Annotated in this window: 20 protein-coding genes; 11 read left to right on the forward strand and 9 right to left on the reverse strand. The window is 62.1% G+C overall.

What is annotated here, in order from left to right:
• Positions 1 to 276 precede the first annotated feature (276 nt).
• Complete coding sequence (locus Q390_RS0109415) at positions 277 to 1326, forward strand: Ldh family oxidoreductase (protein ID WP_084153851.1); 1050 nt, start codon at positions 277 to 279, stop codon at positions 1324 to 1326.
• Here Q390_RS0109415 and Q390_RS18075 read toward each other — a convergent pair.
• Both Q390_RS18075 and gltS read right to left on the reverse strand, forming a co-directional pair.
• On the reverse strand, positions 1236 to 2588 hold the full coding sequence (locus Q390_RS18075) for a mechanosensitive ion channel family protein (RefSeq protein ID WP_084153852.1): 1353 nt from the start codon (positions 2586 to 2588) through the stop codon (positions 1236 to 1238). The genes Q390_RS0109415 and Q390_RS18075 overlap by 91 nt on opposite strands.
• A gap of 165 nt (positions 2589 to 2753) precedes the next feature.
• Positions 2754 to 3950 (reverse strand): sodium/glutamate symporter, encoded by a 1197-nt coding sequence (gene gltS, locus Q390_RS0109425; RefSeq protein WP_027995840.1) that lies wholly within the window; start codon positions 3948 to 3950, stop codon positions 2754 to 2756.
• A gap of 246 nt (positions 3951 to 4196) precedes the next feature.
• Between gltS and Q390_RS0109430 the strand changes: the two genes are divergently transcribed.
• The 4 genes from Q390_RS0109430 to Q390_RS19910 all read left to right on the forward strand — a co-directional run bounded on the left by Q390_RS0109430 (position 4197) and on the right by Q390_RS19910 (position 8986).
• Complete coding sequence (locus Q390_RS0109430; protein ID WP_027995841.1) at positions 4197 to 6467, forward strand: FUSC family protein; 2271 nt, start codon at positions 4197 to 4199, stop codon at positions 6465 to 6467.
• A 633-nt stretch (positions 6468 to 7100) separates the two neighbouring features.
• A complete protein-coding gene (locus Q390_RS18080; protein WP_051603152.1) occupies positions 7101 to 7814 on the forward strand; it encodes a superoxide dismutase family protein in 714 nt (237 codons plus the stop codon).
• A gap of 62 nt (positions 7815 to 7876) precedes the next feature.
• Complete coding sequence (locus tag Q390_RS20110) at positions 7877 to 8068, forward strand: hypothetical protein (RefSeq protein ID WP_169737272.1); 192 nt, start codon at positions 7877 to 7879, stop codon at positions 8066 to 8068.
• A 171-nt stretch (positions 8069 to 8239) separates the two neighbouring features.
• A complete protein-coding gene (locus tag Q390_RS19910; RefSeq protein WP_156949871.1) occupies positions 8240 to 8986 on the forward strand; it encodes a hypothetical protein in 747 nt (248 codons plus the stop codon).
• 96 nt (positions 8987 to 9082) lie between these two features.
• Here Q390_RS19910 and Q390_RS0109440 read toward each other — a convergent pair whose 3' ends face one another.
• Positions 9083 to 9334 carry an oxidoreductase-like domain-containing protein gene (locus Q390_RS0109440; protein ID WP_027995842.1) on the reverse strand — a complete coding sequence of 84 codons (252 nt, stop codon included), beginning with the start codon at positions 9332 to 9334 and terminating at the stop codon, positions 9083 to 9085.
• A gap of 70 nt (positions 9335 to 9404) precedes the next feature.
• Between Q390_RS0109440 and ylqF the strand changes: the two genes are divergently transcribed.
• A complete protein-coding gene (gene ylqF, locus Q390_RS0109445) occupies positions 9405 to 10361 on the forward strand; it encodes a ribosome biogenesis GTPase YlqF (protein WP_027995843.1) in 957 nt (318 codons plus the stop codon).
• 98 nt (positions 10362 to 10459) lie between these two features.
• On the opposite strand, the gene Q390_RS20115 is transcribed toward ylqF, so the two are convergent.
• Positions 10460 to 10606, reverse strand: coding sequence for a hypothetical protein (locus tag Q390_RS20115; protein ID WP_169737273.1), 147 nt, complete (start codon positions 10604 to 10606; stop codon positions 10460 to 10462).
• Positions 10607 to 10793: 187 nt separating this feature from the next.
• Here Q390_RS20115 and Q390_RS0109455 point away from each other — a divergent pair, with 187 nt between their 5' ends.
• Positions 10794 to 12572 (forward strand): methyl-accepting chemotaxis protein, encoded by a 1779-nt coding sequence (locus tag Q390_RS0109455; protein WP_027995844.1) that lies wholly within the window; start codon positions 10794 to 10796, stop codon positions 12570 to 12572.
• A gap of 80 nt (positions 12573 to 12652) precedes the next feature.
• Positions 12653 to 13570, forward strand: coding sequence for a DHH family phosphoesterase (locus Q390_RS0109460; protein ID WP_027995845.1), 918 nt, complete (start codon positions 12653 to 12655; stop codon positions 13568 to 13570).
• A gap of 156 nt (positions 13571 to 13726) precedes the next feature.
• On the opposite strand, the gene Q390_RS0109465 is transcribed toward Q390_RS0109460, so the two are convergent.
• The 5 genes from Q390_RS0109465 to rarD all read right to left on the reverse strand — a co-directional run bounded on the left by Q390_RS0109465 (position 13727) and on the right by rarD (position 17442).
• Positions 13727 to 14488 (reverse strand): pseudouridine synthase, encoded by a 762-nt coding sequence (locus tag Q390_RS0109465; protein WP_027995846.1) that lies wholly within the window; start codon positions 14486 to 14488, stop codon positions 13727 to 13729.
• Positions 14485 to 14937, reverse strand: a complete 453-nt coding sequence (locus Q390_RS0109470; protein ID WP_027995847.1) for a thermonuclease family protein — start codon at positions 14935 to 14937, stop codon at positions 14485 to 14487. Before Q390_RS0109470 ends, Q390_RS0109465 begins: the two co-directional genes overlap by 4 nt.
• A gap of 183 nt (positions 14938 to 15120) precedes the next feature.
• Positions 15121 to 15651 (reverse strand): DUF2242 domain-containing protein, encoded by a 531-nt coding sequence (locus Q390_RS0109475; protein WP_037472618.1) that lies wholly within the window; start codon positions 15649 to 15651, stop codon positions 15121 to 15123.
• A gap of 73 nt (positions 15652 to 15724) precedes the next feature.
• Positions 15725 to 16330, reverse strand: coding sequence for a hypothetical protein (locus Q390_RS0109480; protein WP_027995849.1), 606 nt, complete (start codon positions 16328 to 16330; stop codon positions 15725 to 15727).
• A 203-nt stretch (positions 16331 to 16533) separates the two neighbouring features.
• The gene (gene rarD, locus Q390_RS0109490; protein ID WP_027995850.1) at positions 16534 to 17442 is read right to left on the reverse strand and encodes an EamA family transporter RarD; all 909 of its coding nucleotides are present in this window, start codon (positions 17440 to 17442) and stop codon (positions 16534 to 16536) included.
• Positions 17443 to 17690: 248 nt separating this feature from the next.
• Here rarD and Q390_RS0109495 point away from each other — a divergent pair, with 248 nt between their 5' ends.
• The 3 genes from Q390_RS0109495 (at position 17691) to Q390_RS18090 (ending at position 20857) form a co-directional block, all read left to right on the forward strand.
• Positions 17691 to 18143, forward strand: coding sequence for a FecR family protein (locus Q390_RS0109495; RefSeq protein ID WP_211250438.1), 453 nt, complete (start codon positions 17691 to 17693; stop codon positions 18141 to 18143).
• A gap of 185 nt (positions 18144 to 18328) precedes the next feature.
• Entirely contained in the window at positions 18329 to 18766 is a 438-nt protein-coding gene (locus tag Q390_RS18085) for an OmpA family protein (RefSeq protein ID WP_211250440.1), read from the forward strand.
• A gap of 33 nt (positions 18767 to 18799) precedes the next feature.
• Entirely contained in the window at positions 18800 to 20857 is a 2058-nt protein-coding gene (locus Q390_RS18090) for a CHASE2 domain-containing protein (RefSeq protein ID WP_051603156.1), read from the forward strand.
• Positions 20858 to 20901 lie beyond the last annotated feature (44 nt).

Genomic DNA, 20901 nt, shown 5'->3' on the forward strand with positions numbered 1-20901 from the left:
CTGACAAGCACCGCATGACGATACAAAAAAACAGGGAGGACAGACAAGTGTGTGTCGCTTCCATCGTCAGAACGAATATTACACCATGCGTAATGAATTCTGCGTTTAATTTTTTTCCTTATTAAAAACAATGTGTTAGTGAAAAATTTAATCTTTGATTGCTGAAATATTATGCAATCCATCCCTCTTTTAGCATTAAAAATCGGCATCCAGAGCAACCCTAACCCCGGCCCGCAGGCGCCTGAACCCCACCCTGCAGCCTCTAGGATGGACCCCATGAACACCCCACCCAACGCACCCAACACCCCCGATTCCAGCCACACCCGCATTCCGCTGGCACAGCTAGAGGCGCTGCTGGCGCAGGTATTTGAGCGCCATGGCACCTCTGCGCAGGTAGCGGCAGCGCTGGCGCAGAACTGCGCACTGGCGCAGCGCGACGGCGCCGACAGCCATGGCGTTTTCCGTATTCCGGGCTATCTCTCGACGCTGGCCAGCGGCTGGGTCAACGGCCACGCCGTACCGCAGGTCGAAGACGTGGCGCCGGGCTATGTCGCCGTGGACGCCGGCAACGGTTTTGCCCAACCGGCGCTGGACGCCGCGCGCAGCCTGCTGCTGGAAAAAGCCCGGCGCAACGGCATTGCGCTGCTGGCGATCCGCAACTCGCACCACTTTGCCGCGCTGTGGCTGGATGTCGAACCGTTGGCGCGCGAGGGACTGGTGGCGCTGGCCTTTGTCAACAGCATGGCCTGCGTAGTGCCCAGCGGCGGCCACCGCGCACTGTTTGGCACCAACCCGATCGCCTTTGCCGCGCCGCGCGCCGGCGGCGAGCCGCTGGTGTTTGACCTGGCCACCAGCGCCATCGCCCATGGCGACGTGCAGATCGCCGCGCGCGCCGGCCACACCCTGCCCGAGGGCTACGGCGTCGATCGCCACGGCCAGCCGACCTGCGACCCGGCGGCCATCCTGGACGGCGGCGCGCTGCTACCGTTCGGCGGCTACAAGGGCTCGGCGCTGTCGATGATGGTGGAGCTGCTGGCGGCGGCACTCACGGGCGGCAATTTTTCGTTTGACTTTGATTGGTCCCAACACCCCGGCGCCAAGACGCCGTGGACGGGCGAGCTGCTGATCGCCATCGACCCGGCCAAGGGCGCGGGCCACAACTTTGCCCAGCGCAGCGAAGCCCTGGTGCAGGCCATGCGCGGCGCGGGCCAAGCGCGCCAGCCGGGCGACCGGCGTTATGCCGAACGCGCCCTGGCCGACCAACTGGGCGTGGCGGTGGGGGTGCAGGAGTTGGCGTCGCTGCGGGCGTTGGCCGGGATCGTTTGATACTGCGCCAAACCAGCACGCCAATCGTGGCCGCTGGGGCTTTGGTACAGGCGCAAACCGAACTCCGGCAGGATGGCCAGCAGGTGGTCAAAGATATCGCCCTGCACGCCCTCATAGACCACCCAGGCCGTGGTATTGGTAAAGCAATACAGCTCCAGCGGCACGCCCTCGGGCGTCGGCTCCAGCGTGCGCACCATCAGCGTCATGCCTTGGTGAATGTGCGGGTGGGCCTGCAAATAGGCCTGGACGTAAGCGCGCAAGGTGCCGAGGTTGGTCAGGCGGCGCTGGTTGGCCACCAACTCGGCCTTGTCGCCCAACAGCACGCGCGCCTGCGCATTGGCCGTATCCACGGCCACGCTTTTGGCGCCCATGTAGTCGTGCAGCAGCTCAAAGCGTGAAAAACGCGCCATCTCCTGTGCCTCCAGGAAGCGCACCGAGCTGGCGTCCAGCCGCAGCGTGCGCTTGATGCGCCGGCCGCCGGATTCGCTCATGCCGCGCCAGTTTTTGTAGCTCTCGCTCATCAGCCGCCAAGTCGGGATGGTGGTGATGGTTTTGTCCCAGTTCTGCACCTTGACAGTGTGCAGCGCCATGTCGATCACATCGCCATCGGCGCCGACCTGCGGCATCTCGATCCAGTCGCCCAGGCGCAACATGTCGTTGGAGGTCAGCAGCACGCCGGCGGTGAACGACAGGATGGTGTCCTTGAACACCAGCATCAACACCGCCGACATGGCGCCCAGCCCCGACAGCACGATCAGCGGCGAGCGGTCCATCAGCGAAGCCACCGTGACCACCGCGCCACCCAGCAGCAGCACCAGCTTGCCCAGTTGGATGTAACTCTTGATCGAGCGTACTTTGTGCGCCGCCGCCCCGTCTTTGCCTACGCCCTCTTCTTGGCGCTGCAAGACCACGTCCAGCATCGCCATCAGCGCCCGCACCACCTGGACCGCCATAAACGCCATCGCCACATTGGCCACCACAGTGGCAAATGTGGCGCTCAAATGCGGTACATGCCACACGCCCAGCTGCACCATCAGCGAGGGCAGCACGCGGGCGACACGGTGCAGCACATCGTCGTGCAACACCACCTCGAACAGCCCCGAATGCGCTCGGGTGCGCACGCGGCGCAGCATCGGCATGAACAAAAACAGCGCCAGCACACGGATGGCGATGGCTACCAGCAGCAGCAGCGTCAGCCCGACGGCGGCCTGCACCCAAGGTGCGGCTTGGGCGACAGGAGCGAAGAGGGGGGGATAAGTCATGGGCAATGCGGTGTCCTCCTGAAAAAACGTGGCGCCAATGAAAAAACCCTGTCTGACCGATACCGGTCAGCAGGGTTCAAAAAAATCAGTGAAAACTGGCTCTAGCCCAATAGACACCTGCGCTAGCAGCTATCTATTACGCAAAACCCAAAGGGCTGCGCAGCCTCACTTCAGGTAATTCATGTAGCCGGTGATGATCACGGCATTGAAGAAGTCGATGAACAGCGATCCCACCAGTGGGATGACAAAAAACGCCTTCAGCGACGGGCCATTGGCCTCGGTAAAGGCCTGCATGTTGGCCATAGCGTTGGGCGTGGCGCCCATGCCAAAGCCGCAGTGGCCGGCGGCAATCACGGCGGCATCGTAGTCGCTGCCCATGACGCGGAAGGTGACCCAGTAGGCATAGGCAAACATCACCACTGTCTGCACCAGCAGGATGATCAGCAGCGGCCCGGCCACTTGCGCCAGCTCCCACAGCTTCATCGACATCAGTGCCATCGCCAGAAAGAAAGCCAGCGACACATTGCCCACCACGTCGAACTGCTGCAGCGGCAGGTGCCAATTGCGCCAGTCGATGAGGTTGCGCAGCAAGGCGGCGACCAGCATCGGGCCGAGGTAGGCCGGCAATGTGATGCCCAGATCCTTGAGCCAGTTGACCAGCAGCGTGCCAGAGCCAATCGCCACGGCGACCAGAATGGTGGCGTACATCACGGTCTGGTGATTCGTCTCACCGGCCGAAGGCGCAGTTTCGATGTTTTTCAATGGCGACTGCGCTTGCTGGGCCGGGCCTTTGAGGCCGTTGCGCCGTATCAGCAGCGTACCCACCGGACCACCAATCAGGCAGCCGGCCACCAAGCCGTAGGTGGCAGCAGCAATCGCCGCCGGCAAGGCGCCGACAGCGCCAGCCTGCTCCAGCAGCGGGCCGAACGCGGCCGAGGTGCCATGGCCACCGGTCAGCGCAATCGAACCTGCCGCCAGACCGATCAAAGGGTTGACGCCCAGCGCACTGGCCAGCGCCGCGCCCAGGGTGTTCTGGATCAGCACCAAACCGACGGCAGCCGCCAGAAACAGCGCCACGCCAATACCGCCTTTTTTCAGCAACTCAAAGCTGGCCGAAAAACCGATAGTGGTGAAAAACACCAGCAGCAAAAAGGCGCGCATATTGTCGTAAAACTGGAACGTGAACGCCCCCATTTCGTGGCCGACCAGCGCGAGCAACGAGAACAATACGCCGCCAATAATGGGGCCGGGAATGAAGTAGCGTTCCAACACGCTGACGTGCTTTTTGACAAGATCGCCGACCACCAAAAGCACGGCGGCAATGCCCACGGTCTGGGCGATATCAAGCTGGAGAGTAATCACAGAGAGGCTCCTGGACAGGTGATACGAGATCGGGTAGATCTCTGAATGCTATTGAATATATAGCTTGAAGTACTTATCCAATGGACGTTAGAAGGCTATTTTATCGCAGGTCTATTGCCATTCTGACGCGACAATCGGCAGGAAGCAGGAAGGCGTCAGCCCGGCCCTGCCCGAACGCCGCGAGAGCGCAGCCGCTACAGTCAGGCAGCGCTCTGTTGGGGGCGCCATTTTTTGCCGTACACCACCATGCTTGCTGATGCTCCCCCCCGCCTGCGCCGCGTGCTGCGCGTTGTCCTGAGCCACTATGTGCTCAACGGCATCAGCGTGGCGCTGGGGCTGCTGGTGATCTCCGCCGGCGTGCACCTGTGGCTGGGCGCTTTTGCCGCATCGGCGGCGGCGGTCGGCGTGATCGTCTCCGGGCCGCCCGACATACCGGCGCCGCGGCGCGGCAAGTTCTGGCACCTGCTGCCGGCGCCGCTGCTGGGCACACCGCTGTTTTTTGCCGTGCAGTACCTGCACCACGACGCGCTGGCGCTGGGGCTGTTGTTGGTGCCGGCGACCTTCTTCATCTTTTTGGGCATGGCCTGGGGCAAGCGCGGCGCGCCGGTGGCCATCTCGCTGATGTTTGCCATGGTGTTTTCCATCGCCGCGCGCATCAGCCACGACGGTGCTGGTGAGGGCAATAGCCTGTCCACGGCGCTGACCAGCACGCTGTACTTTGCCCTGGGCGCGCTGCTGTATGTGCCCTGGGCGGTGCTGGCCAATGCGCTGCTGAACGGTCGCTACCGGGTGCAATTGCTCAGCGATGTGCTGCTGTCGCTGGCGTCGCTGATGCGCCTGCAGGCGCGCCAGTTCACCCTGGCTGGCACCGGGGCAGCCGAGACCGACCCAAACAACGCCCCCGAGCCGCACACCGGCGCGATGCTGCTGCGCCACGCCGCGCTAGCCGACCAGCTGCAGGGCGCACGCGACCTGATTCTGGAGTCACCGCGCACCCCCCGGCGCCAGCGCCGCGCTGCCATGCTGGTGCAGATATTGGAGATGCGCGACCACCTGCTGGCCTGCGAACTCGACCTGGACACCCTGCGCGCCCAGCCCGCACAGGCGCCGGCGCTGGCCAGCCAGCAAGCCGTGCTGCAGGCGCTGGCCGACGAGGTCGAGCGCCTGGCCGACGCCCTGCTGTGCGGCCGCCAACCGGTGCCGTTTGCCGATATGCGCGCACGCCTGCAAACGCTGGGTGCGCAAACCGCCCCCGAAGTCACACCGGCAGGCTTTACCGCACCGCTGCTGGCACGCGGCCTGGCCGACCGCATGGGCCACATCAACGACGAAGCACTGCGCCTGATTGCGCTGGCGCGCGGCGACGTAGTGCCCGACTTGGCGGTGGTGCGCGCTTATTGGCAGATGTTTGTCAGCCCCACCACTTGGTCCTGGGAGCCGCTGAAAAACCTCTGGCACTGGGATGCACCGCCACTGCGCCACGCCGTGCGCGCCGCACTGGCCATGGGCGCGGGCTATGCGGTGGCACTGCAACTGCCCTGGGGCACGCACGCCTACTGGGTGTTGCTGACCATCATCGTGGTGCTGCGCGGCAGCCTGGCGCAGACGCTGGAGCGGCGTAACCTGCGCGTCGCCGGTACCTTTCTCGGCTGCGTGCTGGCCGTCGCCGTGCTGGCGGCGCAGTGGCCGGCCTGGGGACTGCTGGTCGTCGTGACGTTGACTCAGGCGGTGGCGCACAGTTTTGCCCTGCGCCGCTACCTCATCACCGCCGTCGCCGCCACGGTGCTCGGGCTGGTGCAGGCGCACCTGCTGAGCAGCGGCGGCGGGACGGCGTTTGCGCTGTTTGAGCGCCTGGTCGATACGCTGATTGGTACCGGCATCGCCTGGGCCTTTGCGTACGTGCTGCCGTCATGGGAGCGCACCCACATGCCGGCGCTGGTGGCGCGCACCCTGGCAGCGCAGGCGCACCACGCCCGTGTCGCGCTGGGTCTGGGCCAACTGCAGGCGGTGGACAACGCACCCGAACTGGCCTGGCGCCTGGCCCGGCGCGAGGCCTACGACAGCCTGTCGGCGCTGGTGCTGGCCACGCAGCGCTCGCTGTCCGAGCCGCGTGCCGTGCGCCCGCCGATCGAATCTCTGGAACACCTGCAGGCGCACAGCTACCAGTTGCTGGCACAACTGACCGCCGTCAAAACCTTGCTGCTGCTGCGCCGGGGCCGGCTGCAACCCGAACAGGTGCAGGGGCCGCTGGCGCTGGCCGGCGAGCGCATTGGCGCAATTTTGTCGACCCCGGGTCCGCAGCCGCCGACATCTGCGCCCCACCCGGCCCCATCGCCCACCCCGTCCACCGCAGCGCCGCCATCTGAATCCGAGCCCTTGCCCGAATGGGACGCCCGTGACCTGAACGTCTGGCTGCTGCGGCGCCTGCACTTGGCCACCACCATGGCCGGGCAGCTGCGTGGTGATGCCGATGCGGTGTTGCAGGCCCTGGACGCCGCGCAGAAAAATCAAAAATAATAGCTATTAGCGCATGAATTTAAAGGGCTGCAGGCACATTTCACTATCAATCGGGCACCTGCAGGCGCCGCACTACCCTGCCGGCCATCAGTGCGGCGTTCAAAATAGGGCAAAAATGTGCCGCTAGCGCACGCCAATGCTGCGCTATAAGCTATTAAAAAACGAGCATGAACGGCCTGCATCCCTACCCGCCATGCCACACCGGGAGCTTTTCTTGCCAACGTTGGTGTCGCGCTGGGCCCACGCCGCCGCGTTGGGGCTGCGCATGGCACGCCCCGGGGTTCCGGTGATCACCCATTTTGGTTGGTGCGGCTGCAGGTCGGGACAGCCCCCTCCCCCGACCTCTCCAGCATCAGACAGCTGCCGGATTTCGCGCAGGAGATGGCTTGGGGATGCCCTGCGTGCAGCCCTGGAGTCGCATGGGCAAATGCTGGTGAATTTTCTCTAGAGCGCCTGCGCTGTGCCGGCACCGCTCAAGGTTTTGTCCTACAAATAATGGCCCTGTCTGCTGGCGACACCCGCGTGCAGCAGCTCCAAAGAATGCAATGGTCAGCCTCTGGCGCCCGCACAGCTTGCCGAGCGTTGGAGGTTGCGAGCGCTTGCCCTTTTCATTCCTCCTTGGGGTCTTTCACCATGCCGCACACCTCCACCTCTTTTGCTCGCGTGTCTGCCATACCGGCCCGACGCTGGCGCGGCCTGTCGTCTGTCTACGGCGTGGTGGCGGCGGCCGTTCTTGCCCTCAGCGCCGGCTGCAGCAGCCCGCAGCACAGCGGCGCTGCAGACCCTGGCTACGCGGCACCCGCCTCTGGCGCTACCGCCATCGGCGAGATGCCCATGGGACATGCCCGCTTGCTGACAGCCGAGGGGGCGACCGCAGGCATCGCCAAGCTGCAAGCGGTGCAAGGAGGCGTGGAGATCGTGCTGCAAGTGCAAGGTATGGCGCCCGGCACGCACGGCTTTCATATCCATACCCAAGGCGAATGCGCGCCGGCCCCAGACGCCAAGACCGGAAAAATGGTCACCTTTGGCGCCGCCGGTGGGCACTTTGACCCCTACAGCACCCAAACCCATGGCCATCCAGGCCAGTCGCCGCACGCAGTGCATGCGGGCGACATCCCCAATCTGGTGGTGGACGCCAGCGGCCAGGGCACGCTGCGCTATACCAACACGGGTGTAACCTTGACGCCCGGACCGCACTCGATTGCCGGACGTTCGCTGGTGGTGCATCAAAGCGCAGACGATTACAAAACCAACCCGGCCGGCAATTCAGGATCGCGCATCGCCTGCGGTGTGATCTTGATGACGCCGGAGAACCAGGCCGATGCCACGCCGCCTGGCGGCCGCTGAGCAAAGGAAAGCTGGCGACGACCGCGCCGGCGCCACAGGTGGCCGTGCGGGTGAAGCTGAAAATGACAGCACCAGTCAAGCAGACTGCCGCAGCCGGCGGCTTTGTGGTGCAGTTTGTCTTGCCCCAGGATGTCACCGTGGCCAACGGCACCCGAACCTACCTTACGGGCCGCCTCTTGAATCAGAGATGGCCAAGAATTGCTTTGATCCAAGTCAATATTTTTAGCCATTCCTGCGTGGTATTTCCCAAATAAAAATTTGGCCCAGTCACGCAAACGCCGGTAAAGTTATGCATGTATTTATTACAAAATACCTCTAAAATAAAATTTATATTTCATGAATTTTTGCTATAGCCATAATACTTAAAAACGATTATTACTAATATTTTATTATAAATAAATTCATTTATTTTTAAAGGTATATATATGATTAAAATTGCTCGTGTTTTTCTATTGACTTTGACTTTATTCTGCACATCTGCCATGGCAATCAATCCCAAGGCAGGGACTTGGTGGAATCCGCAGGAATCAGGCAGCGGTTATTCTTTTGATGGCAGTGGCACTACGCTAGCCATGCTTGCCTATGTGTATGACAAATCTGGCCAAGCCACTTGGTCTCTGGCGACAGGTGAATTGACAAATAATGGTGCCAATTGGTCTGCAAATTTGGAGAATTATATCGGCGGCCCCTGCATGGGCTGTGCCTTTCGCCCCAATCAGGCAACTGGAAGCACAGGCATCGTTAGCGTTGTGTTCACTTCTGATACTACAGGCATCATGACGATGCCCAATGGAAGCAAAACAGCTATTCAGGCATTTTTCGCCGCAGGTTCAACTATTGGCGGCCGAGACGATGCAGCAGGCCAAGGATTCGGCGGTTTACCCATGCAGTGGGGTGATACGTACATGGAGAAAATAGAGACATCTGCTAGTCAGGGATTTTGCACAGCAAAAATGACTTTCAAAAACACCGCCTCCAGTCCGCGAACTCCATTTCTTTCATTTGATGTTACAACTAATGGAATTAATGTTGGACAGATTATTTTCAACTTTCAATCATTAGGCGGAGGTCAAACTGCATCTATATTCGGTGCTGCAACCGGAGTCGCCCCCAATTGTGCCGGATTATCTTTGCATTTCAATGAATCCGCATCGAAAGTGTTTGCGCAATAAACTAATAAGTAGGTCGGGTTAACGCAGCGTAACCAGACTTTTCCAGCACCCAACACCTGTCAGGTTACGCCCTTTGGGCTAACCCGACCTACAGGTTCACGCATCTCGCTGCAAACGCTCCAAAATCAGCAAAGCCTCCTCACGCCAATAGGCCGCAGCGGCAAAAAAGCCTTCCCACACGCAACCATTGCAACCGCGCCCACAACAGGCCGTCGGCTCTGGCGGCGGGCTGCGCATCGGCACACCGGCGGCTTGCAAAGCCTGTTGCAGCACAGCAAACATCTGCTGCGCCGAGGCCTTGTCGGTGGCGGGTGCAGGCAGGGAAAGAGGGATAGACAACGTAGACATCAGCGCGCGCGATTATCCTTGCGGCCTTCATGGCGCCCCCGGCGCCCCCAAAAACACAAGGAATTCCCCCATGGCCATTCAGTGGTTTCCAGGCCATATGCACCTGACGCGCAAAGCGATTGGCGAGCGCGTGAAAGACATCGACGTAGTGATTGAAGTGCTGGACGCCCGCCTGCCCGGCTCCAGCGCCAACCCGCTGCTGTCCGAGCTGACGGGGCACAAGCCCACCCTCAAGGTGCTCAACAAACAAGACATGGCCGACCCCGAGCGCACGCCGCTGTGGCTGGACTGGTACAACGCCCAGCCGGGGGTGCGCGCCTTGCAGTTGGACGCTTCCGACACCGCGCCCACGCGCAAGCTGATTGACGGCTGCCACCAGCTGTCACCCAACCGAGGAGGCATGGCCAAGCCGATGCGGGTGCTGATTTGCGGCGTGCCCAACGTCGGCAAATCGACGCTGATCAACACCATGAGCAATAAGCGCCAAGCCAAAACGGGCGACGAGGCCGGCATCACCAAGCTGGAGCAGCGCATCACGTTGGCCGATGACTTTTATTTGTGGGATACGCCCGGCATGTTGTGGCCGCGCATCACCGCACCCGAGAGCGGCTACAACCTGGCCGCCAGCGGCGCGGTGGGCCGCAATGCCTACGACGAAGAACTGGTGGCGCTGGAGTTGCTGCGCCGCCTGCAACGCCAGTACGCGCCGCTGCTGGAGGCACGCTACAAACTCGCTCTGCCCGAAGGCGCAGTCGCGCAGATGCACGATGAAGAGCTGCTCGAAGCCATTGGCCGCAAACGCGGCGCCATGTTGGGCGGCGGCCGCGTCAATCTGCAAAAGACGGCAGAAATCGTCCTGACCGACTTTCGCACCGCCATCCTGGGACGCATCACGCTGGAAACCCCGACCGAGTTTGAAGCCTGGCGCGAGGCCGGCCTGCTGGAAGATGCCGAGCGCGCCATCCGCAAGGAAGCGCGCAAGGTCAAAACCAAAAAACCGCAGCGCGGCGGCGCACCGGAAGCCTGATCCAGCGCCCGGCCAGCGCTATCGGCCCAGCGCCACGCAAAAAAGCCCTCCAACGCCGCAAGGCAGTGGAGGGCTTTTTGGATGGGTAAGCGCGCCGCTTACTTGTTCTTCAACTTGCCACGCGGCGCCACAGCAGTGACGGGGGGCATCGGTCGGTCAGAGACCGAACCACCCTCCTTGGGCGGCGAAGTGTCCTTTTTGGGCTTCTTCGCCATTTTGTTGTCGTGCATCTGTCCTTTGGCCATACATCCTCCTGTCGGTCGCGAAATGTGACCTTAACCGGTAATGGTAAGGCAAAGCAGGCGCGTATCTGGGTGCCGCAGCGCAAGGGCATAAGACCCTTGCAAAAGTATCTTTTTGTTTCGATTATGCAAAAATAGTGAGCTACCGCACACTTACCTCATTCTCTCGTTTTTTGTAAAGTCATCTCCCATGCATCTCAATAACATCAAAGTCGGCAGCCGCCTGGCGCTGGCATTTGGTCTCGTGCTGTTTATCGCTGCACTGGTGGCAAGCATCGGGGTGTGGCGTTTGCAGGATCTGGCCAGCACCACCCAGGTGCTAACGACCAAAGACACGGAAAAACTCCAACTCGTCACGCAATTGCGCCAGACAGCCGCGCTGAACTGGGTGCGCACGCGCGCCATCGTGCGCGAGACCGAACCCCAGCAGATTTCCCTGTGGATGACCGAAGTCGCCGCCACCAGCCAGGCCACGGCAGAGGCACACAAGCGCCTAATGGAACTGGTCTACTTGCCCCAAGGCAAGGCACTGCTGGAAAAGGTGCAGGAAGCACGCACGGCCTATAGCGGCCCGCGCAACGCTGTGCTGAAGAAAAAAGAAGCCGGCGAAGACATCAGCGCAGAATTTGACCGCAGCATCCCGCCCCTGTCCGAAGCCTATATCGCCTCGATCACAGAATTTGAGCGCCTTCAGAAGGAGCTGTACACCGCCGCTCTGGAAGAAGTACAAAAAAATGCCGCTAATGGCCGTCTTATCCTGATTCTGGGCACCGTGCTGGCGCTGCTGCTGGGCGTCGCTGCAGCCTTCTCGCTCAGCCGCTCCATCACCACACCACTGCTCCAGGCAGTGCGCAGCGCCCGCGCCATTGCCGAGGGCGACCTGACGCAGCCGATTGACAGCCGCGGACGCGATGAAGCCGCTGAACTGCTGCAGGCCCTGCAACACATGCAGAGCAACCTGGCGAGCATGGTCGGCAATGTGCGCCAGGGCACGGACTCGATCGCCACCGCGTCCAGCCAGATCGCCTCGGGCAACAACGACCTGTCAGCACGCACAGAGCAGCAAGCCAGCGCGCTGCAGCAAACCGCCGCGTCCATGGAAGAGCTGACCTCCACCGTACGGCAAAACGCCGATAACGCGCGCCAGGCCAATCAACTGGCCCTGTCGGCATCGGGCGTGGCCGTCCAGGGCGGCTCGGTGGTCTCGCAGGTGGTGGACACCATGGGCGCCATCAACGCCTCGTCGCAAAAAATTGCCGACATCATTGGCGTGATCGATGGCATTGCCTTTCAGACCAACATCCTGGCGCTGAACGCGGCCGTCGAAGCGGCGCGCGCGGGCGAGCAAGGCCGGGGCTTTGCCGTGGTGGCCAGCGAAGTGCGCTCGCTGGCCGGGCGCTCGGCCGCAGCGGCCAAAGAAATCAAGGAACTGATCGACGACTCGGCCAGCAAGGTGGGCGCGGGCACTCTCTTGGTGAACGAGGCCGGCAAAACCATGCAGGACGTGGTCGGCAGCATCCAGCGCGTCACCGACATCATGGGCGAGATCACCGCCGCCAGCCAGGAGCAGACTGCCGGCATCGAGCAGATCAACCAAGCCGTGGTGCAGATGGACCAAGTCACGCAGCAAAACGCGGCACTGGTCGAAGAGGCTGCCGCTGCAGCGCAGTCGCTGCAAGAGCAGGCCAGCACGCTGGCACGCACGGTGAGTGCTTTCAAAATCCAAGGCGCGGGCTTGCAGTCCGGCAGCACCTACGCGGCGTCCACCCAGCAGCCGGGCAAACGGGCCAAGTCGCCCCAGCCGCTCGCCAAAACAGCCGCGCCCATCATCCGCAAAGCGCCTGCGGCCAAGTTGGCAGCCCCCTCCCGGGCGGCCGTGGGCGCGTCCCAGGCAGCGCGCAGCGCTCCGGCGCCCAAGGCTTCACCGGCAATTACCAGCGGCGCATCAGACGACTGGGAAGCGTTTTAAAAACACTGCCTGCATGGCGCGCAGGGTCGTAACGATTTCTTCCGGCACACCCCGGCCCGCGCAGCGACAATGCGGGCCGCATGAAAAAACACATTCTTCCGCTTGCCCTGCTGGTGGGTCCCGCCAAAAACGATCCCCATCCGCTCATCCTTTATCACGGTCGCCGTTGCCCCGATGGCTTTGGCGCAGCACTGGCCGCCTGGCTGTACTACGGCCCTGATGGCGCCGAATTTCTGGGCCTGGACCATGGCGACATCCAGTCCCTTGCCGACCTGCCAGCGCTGGACGGACGCACCGTCTACATCCTGGATTTTTCGTTTTCCGCCGACATCCTGCGCGGCATCGAAGAGCGCGCCGCCAAGCTGGTGATGCTCGATCACCACAAGAGCGCCGCCGAAAAACTCACCGGTTTTGCCTGCCGCTGCGGTGTGGTGCACTTTGACATGCACAAGTCGGGCGCACGCCTGGCGTGGGAGTTTTTCCACCCGGACCAGCCCATCCCGGCGCTGCTGCAGTACATCGAGGACCGCGATATCTGGAAGTGGGAGTTTCCGGAAAGTGCGTCCTTTTTGTCGGCCCTGGACATGGAGCCGCAAACCTTTGCCCGTTGGCAGGAGATTGCCACCTTCAGCCCGGAACAGCTGACCACCTTCATGGCGCGCGGCGGCGCCATGGACGAAAAATACCGCAAGCTCGCCACCGACATTGCCGAGGGCGCACAGCCCGTCACCTTCAATGGCGTCACCGGCCTGATGGTCAACGCACCCGGCATGTTCCACAGCCTAGTGGGCGACCTGCTGTCGGCCAAAACCAGCACCTTTGGCCTGATGTGGAGTGCCAGCAGCACCGGTGTCAAAGTCGGCCTGCGTGCGCAGCGCAACTTTGACTGCATCGCCTTGGCCGAGAGCATGGGCGGCGGCGGCCATGCGCAGGCCTGCGGTTTCAAGATGGGTATTGAACGCTTGCCTGAGCTACTGAGTGGTGTGCTGAACGCCTAAAGCATTCCCCGTAGGTCGGGTTAGCCCCAAAGGCGTCACCCGACAGGCGTCCTGAGTGCAGCCCTGTCGGGTTACGCTGCGCTAACCCGACCTACAAACTATCGAATCAATAGCTATCACCGCACGCCTCATAAGCGTTACAAGCCATTTTGGCACTTAATCCCGTCGCGAAAGCGCCCCAGGCTGCACCACCACCCAAGGCCAGCGCTGCTGCAAACGCAGCCAGTCCGCCGCATCCGGCACGTTGGCCTGCAACGCCTCCCCGTCGCACGCCAACGTCAACATCTCCCCGCTGACCGGGTGCGGCACGGCCAGCGACTGTGCGTGCAGCCACAGGCGCGTTTGCCCCAGTTGCTGTGCCCACCAGCGGTTCAGCGGCCCTTTGCCATGGGTGGCATCGCCCAGAATCGGGTGCGCTAAATATTTGAGGTGGCGGCGAATCTGGTGGCGCCGCCCGGTGGTCGGCACCGCCTCGACCAACGACGCGCGCGTGGTGGCGTGGCGCGCATCGACACTTTCATTCAGCTCCAACCGTGCCAAACAGCGAAAGCGGGTGTGCGCTTCTTGCACCGGCGCATCGGGTGGCGCGTCATCGGGGCGCAGGGCGTGATCGACCTCGGCGCTGTCCGGCATCCAGCCGCGCACCAACGCTAGATAGCGCTTGTGCGTGCGCTGGTGCTCAAACGCCTGCGCCAACGCGCGCGCCGCGTCGCTGTGCAGGGCCATCACCAACACACCGCAGGTGCCCTTGTCGAGCCGGTGCACCGGATAGACGCGCTGGCCGATCTGGTCGCGCAGGGTTTGCATGACAAAGCGCGTTTCACCGGCGTCCAGTCCGGTCCGGTGTACCAACCAGCCGGCCGGCTTGTACACCGCCACCATGTGCTCGTCGCGCCAGAGGATGTGCAGGGCGGTCATACGGCGACTCGGCGCAGGTAGCGGTGGCGATACGTCCACGGCGCCACGGGCCGGCGCTGCGCCCACAGACCCATGCCTCGGGCCTTTGCCTGGCGCTGCAGCGGCGCCAGATACGGATGCTGGCGCGCATACGGCGTGTACACCCAGGCCAGCCCGGCGCGTACCTGGGCGCTGGCGACATCGGTGCTGCCGCAGCGCACATTGGCTACGCTGCGGCCGTAAGCGTCCTGGTCCAGCGGCTCGATGCGCGCGCGCTGGCGCAAACACAGCTGCAACAGATTTTTGCGCGCCTGCGTGCCATACGCCTGGCGGCTCTCAGGCGCGTCGATCGCAGCAATACGCACTTTAATCTGGTACGCAGCAGCCGGGAGGCCACAGCGGGCGGTGAGGGTATCGCCGTCACTGATGGCGACGACCAGGCAAAACAAGGCAGCAATAGACACGGGCAAAGGACGCAAAAAAAAGTGGGTCAAGCATCCCACTATAAAACGTGTTTTCACTGGATTTTCCGCCATCTGCCGAAAATTTGAGCACCGGGCTGCAGCCCAATGCCGGCGCGGCCTGGCACCAGTTATCCCGAAGGTTTTCCACAGATCAGCCCACAGAAGCCGGGCATAAGTAAAAACCCTTGGTCAATCGGGCACATCTTGCGTCGGCAATGCCTCGTTAGAGAGCAGAAAACGCTTCACGAGGTCAAAAAAGCTGTCGTAGAAATCGTTGTCGGCAATGGTTTGGCTGCCGATCTTGACCAACGACTCCCCTCCTCCGGTCATGAAGGGCAGTGACAGCGAGCCGACGCCGCCCACCCCCAAGCTGGCAGAGTTGTTGGATTTTTTCAGGGTATAGCTGTCTTGCAGCGCCGTGACAAAACCCAGGCTGATGCTGGCGTCGGCGCTTTCAGGCACACACACCACGCGAATCATCACCTGCACATGCGCGTCGGCTTCGGGCTGGAAGTTTTTTTGTCCCGCCACCAGATCGGGCGTGGTGGTGCTGATGATGTAGCCCTGGCTGAGCAGCGCACGCCGCGCCGCCTCGCAGGTCTGCGCCGGAGTGGCATCAAACAGCCGTGAATAGGTGGAGACGGAACCAAATTTTTCTTGCGGTGCCAGCACCTTGCCTTCGGTGGCGCAGCCGGCCAGCAGCGCGGCCATCGCGAGCATCCCCAGCACGGCAGTGGCCTGGCGTATCCATGAAAAATTCACTGCGATAACTCCTTGGAACCGGCCATGGCGCTCAACCCACCAGCAACTGTTGGTACGCCTTGCGCGTGGCCGGCGACACGGCCGCCAGCACCTGCTCGTACGAGGTCTGATGGCGTCCCAGCAGGCGCGCCGACGCAATGGTTCTGGATTTACAAAACCAGTGGCAGGTGTGCTGCATCAGAAACAGCTCCGCCGTCAGCGTGAACGCCTTGTCGCGCGGACTGCGCCCGGTGTCGTTGCGCGCCACCGCCTCAATGCCCTGGGCGTGGATCTGCATGGCAGCGCGCAGGTCAAAGGTGCTGCGCGGAAACAACTGGTCGGCATAGGCGATGGCTATCGGCAGTTTGCTGACACGGGTCTCCAGCGGAGTCAGTCGGGCCAGATCGGTGGCAAAGCGTTTGAACTGCTCGTACAAGCTGACCTCGGCCGTACTCAATAGGCTCCAGATCTGCCCACGCCGCTCTTCATCGGCCTCGCCCAGCGCGCGCAGATAGCCTTGCGTCAGCGTCTCCATCAGCTTTTCTATCTGGAACTGCGCCAGGTAGCGCCCCAGCAGGGCCATGCGCCCGGCTTGGTAGCGCACCTTGAGCAGATGCGCGCCCATGGCCAGCAGCATCGTCAAAAACAGGATATCCATTGTGTTTACAGCAGTTGAGCGCGCAATTGCAGCGCCATGTCGGGATTGCGGGCAAGGCTGGCCTCGACGCCACGCCCCAGATGGCCGTAGCCGGCAATGCTGATGCGGAGGGTGTCACTCATGGTGTCGTCCTGTCAGTTGGAATGAAAAATCGACCCGTATTGCAACACGCCAGAGCGCAGTCATGCGGCTGTCATCGAATTTTATGGAGCAACCAGCGCAGATGCGCGCGCTGTGCGGCGCTCGCGCAGCCAGTGGCGCAGGCCATCGAGTACCAGCACGCCCACTGCCGCAAATACCAGTGCATAGGTCGGCCATTGCCCTGGCGCTAGGCTCTCGCCCAGCAACAAGGCCACCAACACCAGCAGCACCGGCTCGACATACGACAGCAGGCCAAACAAGCCCATCGGCAACCAGCTGCTGGCGGCCATGTACAGCGCCAGCGCCACGGCACTGAGCCCCCGCAGCAGCGGCAGCAAAACAAACAACACCGGATGACCGGAAAATAGCGCCACGCTGGACGGCGCTCGCCCGATAAAAAACAACGCTACCGGCACCAGCAAGGCCATGTCCAGCCAATGCCCGGCCAAGTGAGCGGTGCGCAAGCGCCGGCGCAGTACAAAGTACGCCGTATACCCCCCGGCTACCAACCACATCTCCCACGACAGGCTGCCCGCGCGCCACAGCTCAAAACCCACGCCCGCCGCCGCCAGCGCGGTCGAAAGCTGCTGCGCCCGCGACAGCCGCTCGCCAAACAACACGCGCCCGGCCAGCACCATCACCAATGGCAGCAAAAAATAGCCCAGCGACACCGGCAGCGCGCGCCCGTGCAGCGGCGCCCACATGAACAGCCACAACTGCACGCCCAGCAGGGCGGCGCTCAGCAGCAGCCACAGCGCGCTGCGCGGCGCCCGGCAGACGCTGCGCCACAGCTGGCGCAGCCGCACACCCTCGCCGCGCCAGAGCAGCAGCACGGTGGTGAAGGGCAGCGTCAGCAACACGCGCCAGCCAAAAATCTGCTCCCCATCAAGTGGCGCCAAAAAGGGCGAGAGAAAATAAATACCGCCAAACAGGACCGAAGCCAGGGCGGACGCAATAAGGCCCTTGATCACAAATACGGGCTTTCAGGGAAACGCTAAACAAGCGGTAGCGAGGTAAGAACAAGAGCGATGGCACGACTGCCGTGCCGGGCACCATTGTCGGATGTGGGCGAAAAGACCAGCGCGACAAGGCTATTTATCGATACAGTTTGAAACCAAACCAAGAAAAGTGACACACTGCAGGCCGCCGCTGATAAAGCCTAGGCCCGGGGACCGGGATGGCGCCGTTCAAAGCTCTTTATAAAGAAATCGAGGCCGCCTTGATACAAAAACAATCTTGCGCCTTTTTGCTGGCTGCGTTGCTGTGCCTGCCCGCCATGGCCGCCCGTGAATCCAGTGACATCATTGGCCATGTCCAGCACCTTATGGGAACAGCATCTGTCGTGCGTGACAGTGCCGTCGTTTCCCTGACTGCGGGTGCTGCCCTCTATAAGGGGGATGTGGTTCGCACCGGCAAGCCCGGTGCAGCGGGCGTGGTGCTGACGGATGACACCACCATCTCAATGGGCTCTGGCAGTGAGATCGCCCTGAATGATTACGTTTTTCAGCCTAAAGACGGCCAATTTGCATTGGCTTTAAAAATGGTCAAAGGCACCTTTGCCTACGTCACCGGGCAAATCGTCAAGCTCTCGCCAGCATCCGCCCAAGTGCAAACTCCGGACGCCACCATCGCGGTACGCGGTACCAAGCTGTTGATTCAGATCGAGGAGTGACCAGCATGGCCTGCACAACAACACCCCAATGGAATCTGTGGCTGACCGGATGCCTTCTCGTAGCCTTGACCGGGTGTACTGCACCCCGCCAATCCATCGTTTTAGTCCCTGATCCGGCAGGCCATGTAGGTGCCGCAGAGGTACGCACCGCCGTGGGTGCACAAGTGTTGCAAAAAGCGGGGGACATGACCCGTACCCAGAGTGCTGCGGCAGCCCCCTCGGCACTGACCACCGCGGATGCGGCTTTCGTCAATACCACCTTTGGCGAAGCCTTGTCGGTAGAGCCCGCCCCAGCCCAAACTTTTACCCTGTTGTTTGAGAACGGCTCGTCGGTTTTGCGTGCTGATTCGTTAGCCCAGCTGGACGAAATTGCCACCGCCAGCCACCGGCGCATGGCGGTACGCGTCACCATCAGCGGCCACACCGATGCAGTCGGCTCTGACAAACTCAACGACGGCTTGGCCCGCGCCCGGGCTGAAGAAGTCAAGCACCAACTGCTGCAACGCCAGGTTCCTCCCGCGCTGCTTTCTACCAGCTCGCATGGCAAGGGCAATCCACTGATTCCTACGCCCGATGGCGTGGCTGAACCCCGCAACCGGCGGGTGGTAGTCATCGTTCGCTAGGCACTGCACCCGATGCCCGGCAGTCCACGCCGCATGCGGCGTTTGCGCGCATTTTTCTGTATACGACAAGAACTGACCGGACTTTACGCCGCCGGGCTGTGCCTGACTTTGCTGGTGGCCTTGTTATCGGTTTTTCCCCCACTGGCGGTACAGAAATCCGAACTGGCGTTGTACGACCTGATGTTGTCGGGTCGTACCCGCGCGCCACAGTCCCAAGTACCAGTGGTGGTGGGCATTGACGAAGACAGTTTGGCGGCGTTTGGACAGTGGCCTTGGCCGCGTTACCGCTTGGCCCTGCTGGTAGAGCAATTACAACAGTTGGGCGCGCAGGTGGTCGCGCTGGACTTTTTGATGCCCGAGCTGGATCGCACGGCCCCCGAGGTCATCCAATCGGAGCGCCAACGCGACCGAGTAGAAACCAACAACACCGACGGCCCCAGCACCTCTGCACCCCGCGCGCAGCCTTGGTTCGACGGCAACTCACAGCGTCTGGCCGAGGCCTTGGGCCGTGGCCCCACGGTGCTGGGCTACTACTTGGGTTTTTCTCCATCCAGCACCCCGGGTGGTGCGCTGCATCCACCGACGTCCCCCGAGGGAATGGTGGTGTCCCGCTCATTGCATGGCACGGGGCAATGGCCCCAGCCCACAGGGCACATCCGCAGCCTGCCTTTGCTGACCGATGCGGCCAGTGCCGAGGGTTTTACCAACGCCCTGCAAGACATGGATGGCACGTTGCGCCGCGTGCCCCTGTTGTTGTCCTCCCCCCAAGGCCAGGACACGCCCTCGCTGGCGCTGGCAGCCGCCCTGTTGTCGTCGCCCCAGCGCAGTCTTCGGCTGGACACCGACCCCACAGGGGCGGTACTGCATTGGGGGACGCGGCAGATTCCCTTGGATCGCTCGGGTAATTTGCTCTTGGATTGGCGCAGCAGCCCGCCCCGGTACGTTTCAGCGCTCAGCGTGTTACAGGGCCGCATGGCCTCCGACAGTCTGCGCGGCAACATTGTGGTCGTGGGAGCGTGGGCACAAGGGCTGGGCGACCGGCATCTGACCCCTGCGGGAAAATCCACCTACGGCGTTGCCGTGCATGCCACCGTCCTTGACAACCTGCTCTCGGGCCGGTTCATTGCACGGCCTTCTTGGGCCAGAGGGGCTGAATTGCTGGCGGTGGTCATCGCGGGGGTGCTGTGCACCTTGTTTTTGAGCCGCGCGGGTTTTGCCTGGTCGGTAGGTGTGGTGGTGGTGGGCACGGCCGGGCTGTACGGCGCTGCCTACCAATTGCTGGTGCAAGAGGGCCTGCACCTGTCGCCGTTATTGCCGATGGTGGCCTTGGTGCTGATCTCCAGCGTTTTGAGTTTGCTCAAATACGGCTTTGAGGAGCGCCAGCTGTTGTTACGCACCCAAGAATTGTCCGAGGCCCAAGACAGCATCATCACCAGCTTTTCCGCCCTCGCCGAGGTGCGCGACAAAGAAACCGGCGGCCACATCCTGCGCACCCGGCGCTACGTTGAACTACTGGCCGAGCAGCTGTCCACCACCCCCGCCTATGCTTATTTAACCCCTTCAGACATTGATCTGCTGGGGAAATCAGCCCCGCTGCACGATATTGGCAAAGTCGGGATTCCCGACAGCATTTTGCAAAAACCGGGCAAATTGACCGCGGAAGAGTACGCCATCATGCAAAACCATCCGCTGATTGGCGCAGAGGCGTTGGCCAAAGTCATCGCCGGCACGGGTCGCCCAGGCGAGAAGAGTTTTCTCGATTACGCCCGTCAAATGGTGGAAGCCCACCACGAGCGCTGGAATGGCACGGGCTATCCGCACCGCCTCAAGGGCCAGGCGATTCCCTTGGCCGGTCGATTGATGGCACTGGCCGATGTGTACGACGCGCTGATCAGCAAACGGGTTTACAAACGAGGCTTTTCTCACGACGAAGTGCGCCAGATGCTGATCGAAGAATCAGGAGCGCATTTTGACCCCGATGTAGTCAACGCCTTTTTAGCCCGCGAAGCCGATTTTTTGCGCATTGCCAAAAAATGGGCTGACCCGCCGCTGCCGGCTGAAGCGGCTGTGGCCGCAGCCCCAGTGAATTAAGCAAAAACAAGCCTCAAACCCTTGCATCAAAAGCGCTTACAGCT

Source organism: Simplicispira psychrophila DSM 11588 (assembly GCF_000688255.1).
Lineage (GTDB): Bacteria > Pseudomonadota > Gammaproteobacteria > Burkholderiales > Burkholderiaceae_C > Simplicispira > Simplicispira psychrophila.